General features: G+C 66.6%; 7 protein-coding genes. 2 read left to right on the forward strand and 5 right to left on the reverse strand.

All coding sequences use genetic code 11. The features are described 5' to 3' along the window. Window positions 1-194 precede the first annotated feature (194 nt). The 5 genes from ACFUJ1_RS15650 to ACFUJ1_RS15670 all read right to left on the reverse strand — a co-directional run bounded on the left by ACFUJ1_RS15650 (window position 195) and on the right by ACFUJ1_RS15670 (window position 9950). The gene (locus tag ACFUJ1_RS15650) at window positions 195-4763 is read right to left on the reverse strand and encodes an Eco57I restriction-modification methylase domain-containing protein (protein WP_378646032.1); all 4569 of its coding nucleotides are present in this window, start codon (window positions 4761-4763) and stop codon (window positions 195-197) included. A gap of 2 nt (window positions 4764-4765) precedes the next feature. Continuing rightward, window positions 4766-7639: a helicase-related protein gene (locus tag ACFUJ1_RS15655; protein ID WP_378646034.1), complete on the reverse strand. Its 2874-nt coding sequence runs from the start codon at window positions 7637-7639 to the stop codon at window positions 4766-4768. Window positions 7640-7679: 40 nt separating this feature from the next. Then, the gene (locus ACFUJ1_RS15660) at window positions 7680-8312 is read right to left on the reverse strand and encodes an NERD domain-containing protein (RefSeq protein WP_378646036.1); all 633 of its coding nucleotides are present in this window, start codon (window positions 8310-8312) and stop codon (window positions 7680-7682) included. Window positions 8313-8334: 22 nt separating this feature from the next. Further along, window positions 8335-9468: a DNA sulfur modification protein DndB gene (locus ACFUJ1_RS15665; protein ID WP_378646038.1), complete on the reverse strand. Its 1134-nt coding sequence runs from the start codon at window positions 9466-9468 to the stop codon at window positions 8335-8337. 113 nt (window positions 9469-9581) lie between these two features. After that, complete coding sequence (locus ACFUJ1_RS15670) at window positions 9582-9950, reverse strand: DUF732 domain-containing protein (RefSeq protein ID WP_378646040.1); 369 nt, start codon at window positions 9948-9950, stop codon at window positions 9582-9584. A 128-nt stretch (window positions 9951-10078) separates the two neighbouring features. Here ACFUJ1_RS15670 and ACFUJ1_RS15675 point away from each other — a divergent pair, with 128 nt between their 5' ends. After that, window positions 10079-11956 (forward strand): N-6 DNA methylase, encoded by a 1878-nt coding sequence (locus ACFUJ1_RS15675; protein ID WP_378646042.1) that lies wholly within the window; start codon window positions 10079-10081, stop codon window positions 11954-11956. A 21-nt stretch (window positions 11957-11977) separates the two neighbouring features. Then, complete coding sequence (locus ACFUJ1_RS15680; RefSeq protein WP_378646044.1) at window positions 11978-13060, forward strand: hypothetical protein; 1083 nt, start codon at window positions 11978-11980, stop codon at window positions 13058-13060.

The following is a 13060-nucleotide window of genomic DNA, read 5'->3' on the forward strand; positions in this document are numbered from 1 at the left end:
AGCATGAAGGGATGCGTTGCCCGACCCGACCGGCTGATTCGTGTCGCAACGGAGCGCGCCGACGTTGGCGCTGCTCGACGTGGAAGCAATGTGGTTCGTATTAATCAGGGCGAACGTCCGGTGTTCATGTATATATGAATTCTAGAGTCCGGCCGGGCCCGTTCAGTATTACTGTTAAGATAAATTACGAGCCCTCAAACCCCGTCTGCTGTGATTTTTGTGAAATGTCCGTGTGCTATTCTCATGTCATATTCGCGACTGAGAGCAGAAAATGGTGCGGCGTAGACGATGCCGTTCTCTGTGAAATCGGTATGGTGCGGGCTCGGGGTTCTTCTAAGCGTCGAGGCGATTTTTGCCGGAAGTTGAAGTCCTTGATTATCGTACAGAGTTTCTCGGTCGTACTTTCGGAGCACCGGAAACTGTGACGTATAGATGCCCACAAGCTCGTCGGCCGATATGCCGAGCATGACAGCGACAATAGCGTCAATCTCGATGATAGCCTGTCGGCGGTCCCCTGCTCGACGTAGTGGGATGGACGGGCTCCAAGATCGAGTGACTTCTCCGATGGGCTCGCGACGGGAAAATCTGCCGTCTTCCGGCGATGTCCAGGAGTCTTTCATCCACGATGGGTTATATTCACTCTCCCAGAGAGGTGCATACTCTCGGATGAGACAATTTAGCCGCAGGGCGCGTAGTATGATCTTTGACTCTAGTTTGTGGTCGCGAACGTGAGGTATCCGCCCTAGAGCAGTTGTATTTATGTGCCCCTTGGTGGACACCTTCATGAGATAGTCCGCTATCAACGACGATGCGAATCCTGCAGCTATCGCGAGATCGTGCCAGTCCAATTTCGCAGAGTTTATGGTCAACAAATGCTGTGGTCCGGGGCACAATATTGCGGCCTGCAGTGTTCTGGCGTTACCCGTCTTCGACATCTCTCTCCAAGATAGTCTGAAGTATTCAGAGGTGGGCACACCATTCCAGTGTGAATAACTTCTTATATACTGCTCATAAGGTATCGATAATTGATAGGAAGTTCGTGGAATAAAGCTATCTGACATGCGATCTAGTGGGATTTCCGTCGTGTCCCGATTGCTCGCCATCGTTGTGTTGGGTTGTTTATATAAGGGGTTGGCAGTCGAAATTTGAAATCCTTGGAGGATGGTTTCCTGCCATGATTGCGGTACACGTGATTCTCGATGGAACCGGCCGGCTTCGCGGCCATTGGTTTCATTCCATCCTGGCGTGGAATCGAGGATTCGCTGTGAAAGTCGGGGTGCTGTAGATAGCTTGATGAGCACATCAATGCTTGCTCGGTCTATGAGGTAAACCATGCGCGCCGCCTCGGCGTCAGATTCATCCAACATCGTAGCCCAACTTTGGAGAGTGTCGACCGTGACGCGTATTATTCGGTTACGATGAGGACGGATGTCCCATTGTCCTGCAGGATCCTTGACGCCGGGAGTGTCGCCAGATCCATCGTGGTCTAAAGAGCGCGTGACGGTGTCGGGTTGATACAGTGAGGCCGCATGCAGAAAGTCTATACCAGGAGCTTTGCGATACACGTGTACCGCAAACTCTTCTTTGTTACCAATTTCGAAAAGTTTCAACTCGTTTTTAAAGTGCCAGTGCCTCCTTAGCTTGCGATAAGAGGCCTTACGGAGGATTGATGCCTTTGGGTCGGTAAAGTGCCCATCAGGGTGTACGAGACCAACTGCCCCGAGATTTGACATAGAACGCCACGTCTTCTCCATGAAACACCGGTATAGATCCGTGCGGACGCCCGATAGCAATGGCCATTCTGTTGCGGATCCCAGGAAGGTGGACATGCCGGCGTGCGCCGAGCGTTCGTACAGAATCTGATCGCGATTTAGATCCAAATCCAGAGACAGCGCTCTCCTCTTGTTCTTTTCTTCTACTTTCTGATTATCGAAAAGCCCCCACCAAGGATCGAACTCTGCCAATACCGCTGCCTCGCTCCAGTCCGGGCGAACCCAAGGCGGATTGCCGACCTGCAGGTCAAAGCCGCCGGAATTCAACACCGGAGCAAAATCAAGCTCCCAGTGGTGGAAGCCCTGATCGACCGCAATGCGTGCGGCGATCTTCAGCCAGGGAAAAGTTTCTAGCGCGGTAGACATAGACATCGCGCGCGCAAAAGTCTGGTCGGTATGCTCGGCAAAATCGAGATCGTACCAACTCAAATCCGCGCCGATGCTTATTTGGCCGTGCCTTTCCAGCTTGTCGACCTTCGGTGGAACGCCGAGTATCGCTTCCAGTCCGCCGACCCATTGATCCCAACCTGGTGCGGGCACCTCAGTGATGACCGGCCAGGACCATAGCGCACACCATGCATCCATCACTCGACGTATCCGCCCATATGCGCCGTTTTCGTTGCGCAGCATCGCCTCAATCTGTTCGCGAGGGACAGCAGGCCCAGCCTTGACTGTCTCGCGCCCCCACAGGTGCAGATCACGCCGTATCGCAGATTCGGCGATAATAAGTCGTCGCAAGCTGAGTTTCCACAATATTTCGACCCGCTGCGCTAATCTGGCGAGCCGTTTGACGATGTCTTTGGATGGCGACTTTCGGATCTCGTTGCGCCATAACCGCAGTTCTTCGCGCTTTTCCGGCGCGTAGGTCTTCGCCTCGGCGGTGTCGATGACCGCTCCCCATCCTTCGGCAGGCAGGAGGAAGTGGTGGATTCCTGCTCCGATTTCCTCGCCAAGGGGGATGTCCTTCGGTAACGCTTTGAGCCAGGCTCTCTTCGCGAGCTGCCCCGGCTGGTATACCGCCCGCCGAGTCCCGATGAGGGAGTTTCCGCGGCGCAGGTGTAGTCCGAACCACGGCGCCTGCAGGCCTGCGACCATCGTGTCCAGCCACAGGGAGATTTCGGCGAGTTCGACGGCGGTGGCGTTCAGGTCGACGCCGTACACCTGGTGCAGGGCGATGTGTGCCTTAACCTTCTGGAGTTCGACCGGGTAGGTGTCGGCCTCGATGAGTTGGCCGAGGTCTTCCTGCTTGCGCTTCAGGTACTCGCCCGCCAGCTGTCGCACGGCCTCGATGGCAAAAGCGCCTGAGCCGAGGGCGGGCTCGCAGATGGTGAGCTGAAGGATTTCCTCTGGGGTGGTGCGGTGGCCGTCCTGGTCGAGCAGTTCGTCGAGTGCTTGGGAGACAACGAACTTCGTGAGTATTTCGGGTGTGTAGTATGACGCTGACTGCTGTCGCTCACGTCCGGCGAGGCGGAAGACGAAGGTGCCTTTCTTGTGGACAACGGGCTTCGGTTCGTGAGTATCTGGATCTTCCTTGCGAACGAAATCGGCGGGATCGAGGTGTTCGTGCCTGCCGGCCGGCACGACCCAGGATCCTTTTTCCGGGTTACCGTCCTTGGCGACCTCGTACAAATCCTCTCCGGCGAAGAAGCCGGTGTACGCCATCAACCCCTCGTATACCGCGCCGAGCTGGTTGATGCCGAGTTCGGCGTAGCTGATGAAGCCGCGGTCGGCGCCCTTGCTCCTTTTGCTTTCCTTACTGAGCAGCAGGTGCTCAAGCACGGCTTGGGTGGCTTCGTTCCCGAGCCCGACTTCATCGATGAGAGCCGTGGACTTGGGCAGGAACAGGTCGGCGCGCAGCGGATTGAACTGGAGTGAAGTGAAGCCGTCGTTGTCCCGTGTGGTGGGGATGTGCCCTCGATCGACCAAGTCGAAGAGCTTTTTGAGCGACTCGTATAGGTGCGTCCCGGTGCGGGCACGGTGGGAGGTGAGCTCGGTAAGCGTAAGTTCGCGGAGACGGTTGAGGCCGTAGCCCTCTTCGTATTCTGCGGCGCCGGTAGGGAGCACCTGCATCTCTGGCGACGCCTCGGCATACAACAGGAAAAGGATACGGTAGAGGAAGCGCAGGGAGTGCTTGGCAAGCTCGTTGCCGTCGATGCCATCCATGATGAGGCCGCGTTCACGGCGGCGGTTGACAACCTCATTGGCGATGATTTCGATCGAGAGGCGAATGCCTTCGCGCAGGGTCTTCGAGACGCCAATGGTGTGCTTGACCGAATCTTCCAGCACACCGGTCCACCAGATACTGCCGTCGGCGTCCGGCTTCAATGCCTGGTGGCCGAAAATGGCAGCACAGCGGTCTATTTCGCCGCCGCGGGCTTCGTGGCGGCGTTCGGTGACGACGAGCAGGTCGACGGCGAGATAGCGGCCTTCGGCCCAGCGTTGGGCCTCGGCGAGCAGGTGCCACTGGCCGGCCTGGACCACAACGAAGGCTGGCGGGGTGTCGGAGCGGAATGCGGCGGAGACCGCCTTGGAGACGGACTCCAGCGGCTTGCCATCCTCGGTGGCGGGGGTGATGAGGCGGCCGGTCTCCGGATCTAGGAGCGCTTCCAGGGTGTCCACCGCGCCAGCTTGGAGGAAGAGCACGTTCGGGGTGCCGTGGAGCTGGGCGTCGGGGATGCGGAGTTCGGCGCCGGCGCGTTCGGCGATGAAGTCGGCGAGGTCGCCGTCGTGGCCGAAAGCGGCGCGGACGCCGGCGTGCACCTTGGCAGCGGCTTCAGGGTTCTCAGCTAGGGAAGCCAGGCCGGTCTGCAGGTCGCGGGCCGCGAAGAGGAAGGTGCTGCGGACGGTGGCGCGGCCCTCCTTGGCCTCGGCGTCCCAGGCTTTGCGCAGCTCCATGACCCGGCCGTGGAACGACTCCTTCACCGAGTCGGTGGTGAAGTAGTGCTCGCTGATCCAGTCCTCGCCGACGACGATGGAGTCGAAAGAAGGCACGGTCACTGATCCTTTTCCGGGACGATCACCAGCAGGGGGCGCACCAGCTGCTGGGTGGGGGCGAGGGATTCGGCGAGGCGCTGCTCCTCGGCGATGCGCCGGGTGAGGCGGTCGACCTTCGATCTCTGGGTGCCGAAGAGTTCGAGTTGTTCGGCGGCGCTGTACCAGCGGTTCGCTCTGGCCCGCCAGTGTTCGAGGCGTTCGGTGGCGGTCTTCTCCTGCTGGTCCAGGACTATTTTCAGCGCTTGCGCGGCCTCTTCGACGGCGCGGGGGATGAGGGGGCGCAGGGCGGCGGCGTCGTCGAGGGGGCCGGGGTTGGCGGTCTCGGGTTTCAGGCCGGTGTCGGTGAGCAGGAAGTCGAGATTCTGGTGGATCTGAACGAGGGCGAACGCGGGATTGCCGGGTATGGGGAATTCGGCGGTGGCGAAGACCCGGGAGACCAGCTGGCCGCGGCGGTTCATGAGGGTGCCCATGAGCAGGACCGTGGGGTGGTCGATGGCTCCGCGGATGGCGAAGACCTGGTTGCGGCCGAGGGCGCTGAGGGCGCGGTCGCCCGCCCAGTCGAGTACGGGGTGCAGTGGGCCGAGGAAGTGGGCCTCCGGCCAGGTGGTGTTGTTCACGCCTTTGCCCTGCTTGGCGGCGCGCAGCTGGGTGTTGCCGATCTGCGGGGTCGTGGCCAGTTTGAGGCGTTCCAGGACGCCGCCGTGCTGCAGGTAGTTCTGCGGGAGCTGGGCCAGGCGCTGGCGCAGGTCGCGGGGTGGGACGAGTTCGGCGATGCCGTGGTTCTCGTGCACGGTCCAGCCGACGCCGCCCGCGGCGGGGGCGGCGTGCGGGACATCCTTGAAGGCGGCGCGGAGGGCCTCGTCGAGGAAGGTGAGGTCGTCGGGGTAGAGGCTCTGGCGGGGGAGTTCGGGCAGGGCGGGGGTGGCCTCCTCGAGCTGGTCGAGTTCGGCGAAGAGGGCGTCGATGTCGTCGCCGGCCAGGACTTCGTCCAGGGTGCGAACCTGGTCGTCCAGGTCGGTGCGGCGGGCGAGGACGTCGCGGATGGCCGACTCCTCCTCGCTCACACTGTGTTTGCCCATGAGCGAGGCGACGTCGCCGAGGGCGGTGTGTGCCTCGTTCTCCTTCTCCAGGAGGCGGGAGAGCACTCGCAGGTCGCCGGAGAAGTCGGGGTCGGAGGGTTCCAGGATGAGTGAGGAGATGACCGGGGGGCGGCGCTGGCCGTAGCGGTCGATGCGGCCGTTGCGCTGTTCGATCCGGATGAGCGACCAGGGGATGTCGTAGTGGATGAGGTGGTGGCACTGGGCGTGTAGGTTCACGCCCTCGGAGGCGACGTCGCCGGTGACCAGGACGCGGATGGGGGAGGTCTCCAGTTTGAAGCCGTCGACGATCTTCTGCTGCTCCACGTCGGAGAGGCCGCCGTGCAGCATGACGACGCTCTCCTGCTTGGTGCCCAGCGCGAGCGGCAGTTGTTCGGTGAGCCACTTCAGGGTGGCGATGCGCTCGGCGAAGACGACCGCTCGGGTGTCGCTGCGGGGGCCGACGCCGATTTCTTTCAGACGGTCGACCAGCGCGGCCTGCTTGCCCGCGGCCTCGGTGAACGCCTTGTCGTTCAGGTCGGCGAGGTTGGTGAGAGCGTCGAGTTCGGTGCGCTGCTCGGGGATGCGCGGGTCGAGTTTGGCGCGGCGCAGGGCGATGGACTCGCGCAGGGCGGCGGGGGAGGAGAGGAACGCCTTGGCCAGCGTCCACGGGAACAGGGCCTTGGTTTCGCCGGAGTAGGGCGAGGAGCGGGACTCGGGGTGCAGCCAGACCTGCGAGAGTTCCCGCGCCACCGCGTCTTCGGCGCCGGACGGGCGGACCAGGCGGTGCACCGGCTCGGCGCGCTCCGCCCAGTCGCTGCCGACCTCGGCGGCCACCTCGGCGTGGTGCCGGTGGCGACGGATCAGCAGCGTCTGCACGTCGGCGCGCTGGAACGAGCCGTCGGGGGCGACGGCGGTCGGGTCGAGCAGGCGCAGTAGTTCGGCGAAGGACTCTTCGCGGCCGTTGTGCGGGGTCGCGGAGGCCAGGATCAGGGCCTCGGTGTTCGGGGCGAGAATTCGGGCGAGTTCGTTGTTCTGGGTGCCGGTATTGGTCAGGTTGTGGGATTCGTCGATGACGACGGCGTCCCAGTGGTGGCGTTCGAGGTGGGCCTTGTAGCGGGGGCTCTTCAGGGTGTCGATGGAGATGATGGCGCGTTTGTAGAAGGTGAACGGGTTGCGGGTGGCGGGCAGCTTCTGGCGCACTTTCTGGATGCCCGCCGAATCCAGCCGCACGAAGGGCAGCGCGAACCGGCACCACAGCTCGTGCTGCATCTGCTCCAGCACGTGCCGGGGCGTGACGATGAGGATGCGCTCGCCGCGGCCGCGGCGCACCAGTTCGGCGAGGATCATGCCGATTTCAAGGGTCTTGCCGAGGCCGACGGCGTCCGCGAGCAGGATGCGCGGGCGGATCAGCTGCGGGTCGAGCGCTTTCGCCACGGCCGCGCGCTGGTAGCCGAGGGAGTCGGCGAGCATACGGGTGGCGACGGTGAGCGTCTGGTCGCCGTAGGGGAACGGTGTTTTGCGCAGCAGCGCTTCCAGCCAGAGCCGGGCGTCGCGGTAGCCGGAGGAGCCGTCCGGGACGATTTCGGCGGCGGCCGGGTCCTGGACCTGGATGTCGTCCAGGCTGGAATAGAAGGTGGCTGTGGTGTCGGCGACCAGCTCGGAGAGGCCGCGCACCCGCAGCAACCAGCCCTCCGAGCCCTGCTCCGCCGAGGTCACCAGCCATTCCTCGTCGCGGACCACCACGATCGAGCCGGGGGCCACTTGCAGGTCGGCACGCGGGTGCGCGGAGGTCATCGAGGCGGCTCCTGGTCTCTGGGCGGTCGAGCAGTCCAACTTAGTACCGTTCGGAGGTAGCGGCGCGTTTCCCGCCGGTCAGATCCCCCAGCGACCCATTGTGCTGGTCCCAGGCGTCGGGGGCCATGATTCCGGCGTTCTCCAGTGCTGCGGCGATCCGGGCGGCGCGCTCGTCGGGCATGCGGTGGCGGACATTGTGCGCGGGGCGGGCCAGTCGGTCGATCAGCGCGTCGACCGGGACGATGTAGCGCAACTCCCGATCCGGCAGGTGCAGGACGGGCTGGTGGCCGGCGAAGACGACCAGGGTTCGGATGTAGACCGGTTCGCCCGCCGCCTCCAGGAGGCGGGCGAGCAACCCGCTCTTGTGCCAGGTCAGCTCGAGCGGGTTGCCGTGCGCGATCCGCTCGCCGGACTCGTTGGTCTGCACCCAGCCGTCGCGGGTGGCGGTGACCTCGCCGTTCCAGGTCTTGAGCTCGACCATGTGCAGCCCGGCCGGGGCCGCGATCAGCAGGTCGATCTCGAAGAGCTTGCCCGCGGCCGTCGCGAAGGTGAAGTTCGACCAGGCCCGCCACGGGCCGGTGTCCGGCATGGTGGCGCGGATGCGGTCGAGCGCGGAGCGCTCGTGCGGGAAGGCGGACTCGGTGATCGTCGTCCACCGCGGGGGCAGCGTCATCGTTGTTCCTCTCGGCGGGATGTCAGGCGGCGGCGAGCAGGCCGAGCTGGTGCTTCACCCGGTCGGCCGCCTCGCGCACCGGGCCGCGCTGGGTGCTGATCTTGCCGTCGGGCGACAGGATGGTTCCGGCCCAGAGCGAACCCGAACGGCGCCAGTCGATCTCGGTCGCCAGCCGCCGGTAGGTGTCCTTTCGCCAGTCCAGGTCCGCGCTCTTGCGGATTTCGTAGGCGACGCGGCCGATGATCACCAGGCCCGTGGCGGTCATGTTGACGTACTGCTGGCGGAAGTCCGCGACCTGGTTGGCCGGCCCGCCGCTGGTGGGCAGCGCGCAGATCTCCCGCCACGGGTCCATGTGCTCGGAGAGCGCCTCGACCAGGGCGACGGCATCGGCCACCAGCTCGTCCCTGGCCCGCGGGTCCGCAAGCAGCCGGGAGCTCTGCCTGGCCACCGAGTCCTCGGAGAGCGCGTAGTCGGCGAAGAGCAGCTCCTTGACAAACTGCCGGACCTGGTTGAGCAGGAACACCGCCTGCGACGCCTTCGGCAGCGTCTTCGAGGTGGCGTCCACCCGACCGCGGAAGAAGCGGGTGCGGTCGACCAGGTCGGCAAGCACGCCGTTCACCGGCTCGCGGGTGTTGTAGACGGCGAGCAGGCTGGCCGGGATCTGCTTGGTCTGCGCGGCGTCGGCGAAATCCTGGTGGATCCGCTTGAGATCCTCCTCCACCACGATGAGCACCGCGAGGCTGTCGTCCTCGAAGCCCTGCTCGAGGTCGACCAGGCCGGGGATGGCCGAGCGGCCGGAGCCGTGGCCGCGGATCGCGGTGATGCGGTGCTGGCCGTCGGTGACGTAGAAGCGGACGTCGTCGCCGACGACCATGAAGCCGAGCCGGTTCTTGAAGTTGCCGCGCGGCAGGTGCAGCGCGGGCAGCTGCCTGGCATTGAGCGTCACCGGCGGCAGGATGTAGTCCGCGCGGTTCTGCCGGACGTAGCTGTTGATGTTCTTGACGTGGTCGGTCATGAGCGGGCGGTTCGTGGTGTTGGCCGGGTCGCCGCCCTTCTCCACCGATTCCGCGACCACCTGGCGGGCCAGGAAGGCGTAGGGGAACGAGGTCGAGATCATGGTGCGCCTGCCCTGCTGGAACACGGTGCAGGGAAACACCCTCGCGCCCGCGGCAGCTGCGTCGGCGGCGGCCGCGGCGTGCGCCTGATCCAGGCCGTCGTGCTAGCGCAGGCCGATGTGGTTGTCGGACATGAGAATTCTCCTGATTCGGCTCAGTACCGGTGCCGCGGGCAGTAGGCGTTGATCGCGGCCTTGACGAAGGTGTACGGGTAGTCGACGGCGTCCGAGAGCTCCTCGGCCAGGGTGATGCGGTTGCGCGCCGAGTTGCCGCGCGCGTCGAGCCAGCTGCAGCTGGTGTGCGCGAGCTGGATGACGGAATCCTGCAGGGCGCAGGAGGAGTCGTCGTAGTGGGCGTCCTCGAGGAAGCGGTGGTCGGCCGCGGAGCGTGGGCCGCAGCCGCTGGCGGAGGAGCCGCCCGCCGAGCCGGACGGCGGTGCGGCGGTGGCGGCGGGAGCGGCGAGGACCGCGGCGGCGGCGCCGAGGGCGAACAGGGACGACAGCGTGCGAGTGGCGATAGCCATGGGGTTCCCCCGGGAGGAGTGGTCGGAGTGACTGCGAATGCAAATAAGACTGTAGGGAGTCCGTGAAAACATTGTCAATCAATATTTGGTGGTTGATTTCCGCTCACGGATGCCGGAGTGTGGGAGCCGTGTCCACGATCAGCGCTGCCGACCTCTCCCGGCTCGCGGGAGTCACCCGGGCCACCGTGAGCAACTGGCGGCGCAGACACGCCGACTTCCCCAAACCCGTCGGCGGCAGCGAAGCGCGGCCCGTCTTCGACCTCGACGCGGTGCGGATCTGGCTGGCCGAGCATCGGATCGATGCCGGCGAGACGCCGCTCGCCGAGCTGCGGGCGCTGCTGCGCGGGGACCTGCCGCCGGAGGCGGTCACGCAGCTCATGCGGGGGCTGCGGGCCGCAGACGGTGCCTGGACAATCGACGCCGCCGCGGCCCCCGCGCTCGCGGATCGAGCGGTCACCCTGTTGGAGCGGGTGCGACGGGCGGACGGTGTCCGGGCCGCCGTCGACGCGCTCGCCGACCGCGCGCTCGAGGACGAGCTCGCGCCGAGCCTGCACCGCACCGCCGACCCGCTCGCGGCGCTGATGGCGGAGCTGGTCACCGACCCGGGCGATCCGCCGCGCACCGTATTCGATCCCGCCTGCGGGAGCGGCGCGCTCCTGCTCGCGGCCGCGAACAAGGGCGCCACCGAGCTCCGCGGGCAGGACAGCGTGCCCGTGCAGGTGGAGCGCGCGCGGCTCACGGTGACCGCAGAGACCGGTCTGGACATCGACATCCGGTTGGGTGACAGCCTGCGGGCCAACGCCTTCCCCGAGCTGCTCGCCGACGCGGTGCTCACCGATCCGCCCTACGGACAGCGGGATTGGGGCGCCGCCGAACTCGCCTTCGACACCAGGTGGCAGTACGGGTTGCCGTCCAAGATGGAGTCCGAGCTCGCCTGGGTGCAGCACGCGGTCGCGCACCTGCGGCCAGGGGGAAGCGCCGCCGTGCTGCTGCCGCCTGCCGTCGCGGTGCGGACGTCCGGGCGCAAGATCCGGGCCGGGCTGGTGCGGGCGGGGGTGCTGCGGGCGGTGATCGGGCTGCCGCAGGGCGCGTCGGCACCGTGGCAGGTCGGGCTGCAGATCTGGGTATTGCGTCGGCCGCTGCCCGAGCCGCGTCCCGCCGAATCCGTGCTCTTCGTGGACACGACGCAGATGTCCGCCGGTCAGGACATCGACTGGGCAGCCATTACCGAACGGGTGATCGGTGTGTGGCGGACGGACGGCGGCGAATCTGCGGCCGCGATGGTCGCCGCGATCGATCTGCTGGACGAGGCCGTCGATCTCACGCCCGCGCGCCACGTCCACCCCGCGCTCGACACCGGTGCGCTCACGAGCCGGCTGGAGAGCGCGACTCGCCGGTCCACCGCCGCCGCCGCGGAACTCGGAGCGCTACAGGCGGCGCTCGGCGACTGGCTGGAGGGGCCGGGCCGCAGCTGGCGGCAGGTGAGTATCGGCGAGCTCGCGGACCACGGCTGGCTGCGGTGGATCCGTTCCCAGCGCGAGGACTCCGCGACCGACGACCCTGGCATCGAGACGGGCGACGTCCTGGTCCCGCTCGGCCGCGCCGAGCGGCTGAACGGGCACGCGGTGCGGGTCGCGGAGCCGGAGGACACCGCGGCCGTGCGCGGACCGAACCTGCACACGCTCCGCGTCGATCCCGACCGCCTCGACCCCTGGTTCCTGGCGGGCTTCCTGCTCGCGGGCAACGGCTCCGCCGCCAGAACGGCGACCGTCCGCTTCGACCCGGGCAAGCTGCGCGTTCCGGTTCTCGCGCTGCCGGAGCAGCGGCGATATGGCACGCTGCTGCGGACCATGTTCCGGTTGCGTACGGCTGCCAGCCGCGCCGCCGCCGCGATCGAAGAACTCAATGACACAATGGTTTCCGGGCTGACCGCCGGTGTGCTCGCACCGGCCGGTGCGCCGGAGCAGGTCGACGGCGATCCGTTCGGAGCCGAGGGGTGGCGGTGAATCGGGTGGGAGGGTTTCGGCATGTGGGATGACGTCGCCGGGCAGATCTTCGACGCCGGTTGCTACGACCCCGGCCTGTACGGGCACGACGTGGACAGCCGCTGGCGGTCGGCGGAGGGGGCGGCCGCCTGGATTCGCCAGTGCCTGACCCAGGTGTCGGCCGCCGGGCTGGTGGCGGTTCCGCTGCCGGTCTCCGCCGCGGCGGGGGAACAGGCGCGGGCGCTGCGCGGGGAGCTGCTGCGCGGCGGCGCGCTGCGCGCGCTTGTGACCGGGCTCGACGCCGACCGCGACCTCTGGGTGCTCTCCGAGGCCGCGGGCGAGCGTGCGGGCCGCGTGCTGCTCCTCGACGCCGCGGGCGGCGTCGCCCGGGTCGGGGAGGTCTGGCGGGCATTCTGCGCCGACCCGGCGGATCCGCGACTGGCGCCGCACGTGGTCGACAGCATCGACCGGCTCGACGATCGGATCGATCTGACCCCGCCGGACCCTGTCGATCCCGACCACTACCCCGCGCTCCGGGCACGCCTGCTGGACCGGCCGGACCCGACCCCGCCGGAGCTGGCACCCGCCGAGCCGCTCGGCGCGGTCACGCTGGGTGAACTGGTCGAAGCCGAGATGGTCTCCGTGCGCCAATCGCCGCCGGCCGTCGCGACGGGCACCGGCGCGTCGATGTGGACGGCCAAGGACGTGCGGCTCGGCCGGGCGCCGTCGCGGCAGGGCGACGCGGCGGCGCGGGGAGCGGTCACCGCGCGGGCCGGTGACGTCGCCGTGCTGGTGCCCGAGGGGATCGCCCGGGTGTGCGGGGAGGACGTGCTGCTCGGCCCCGGGATCGAACTCCTCAGGGCCGACCCGGCCGTGCTCGACCCCGAATTCCTCGCGGGCGTGCTGCGGGCGGCGGTCGACGGCACCGGTGGCGTGAACCTCTACGCCGTGCCGGTGCCGCGGCTCGCCCCGGCCGAGCAGCGCCGGTACGCCGCGGCCTTCGTCCGGCTGCGCGCGCTCGAGGAGGAGTGGCTGCGGCACCGGGACGAACTGGAGCAGCTGGTCCGGGCCGGTTTTCGCGGGCTCGCGGCCGGTCGGCTGCGCCCGGCCGAGGCACTGAGGTGA

The sequence above is a fragment of the Nocardia sp. NPDC057227 genome (genome assembly GCF_042669725.1).
In the GTDB taxonomy this organism is placed as follows: Bacteria; Actinomycetota; Actinomycetes; order Mycobacteriales; family Mycobacteriaceae; genus Nocardia; species Nocardia asteroides_A.

What these genes read in the sequence shown, in the direction of transcription:
- ACFUJ1_RS15680 (WP_378646044.1), top strand. Translation starts at nt 11,978, where the DNA reads ATGTGGGATGACGTCGCCGGGCAGATCTTCGACGCCGGTTGCTACGAC.
- ACFUJ1_RS15655 (WP_378646034.1), bottom strand. Translation starts at nt 7,639, where the DNA reads ATGACCTCCGCGCACCCGCGTGCCGACCTGCAAGTGGCCCCCGGCTCG.
- ACFUJ1_RS15660 (WP_378646036.1), bottom strand. Translation starts at nt 8,312, where the DNA reads ATGACGCTGCCCCCGCGGTGGACGACGATCACCGAGTCCGCCTTCCCG.
- ACFUJ1_RS15670 (WP_378646040.1), bottom strand. Translation starts at nt 9,950, where the DNA reads ATGGCTATCGCCACTCGCACGCTGTCGTCCCTGTTCGCCCTCGGCGCC.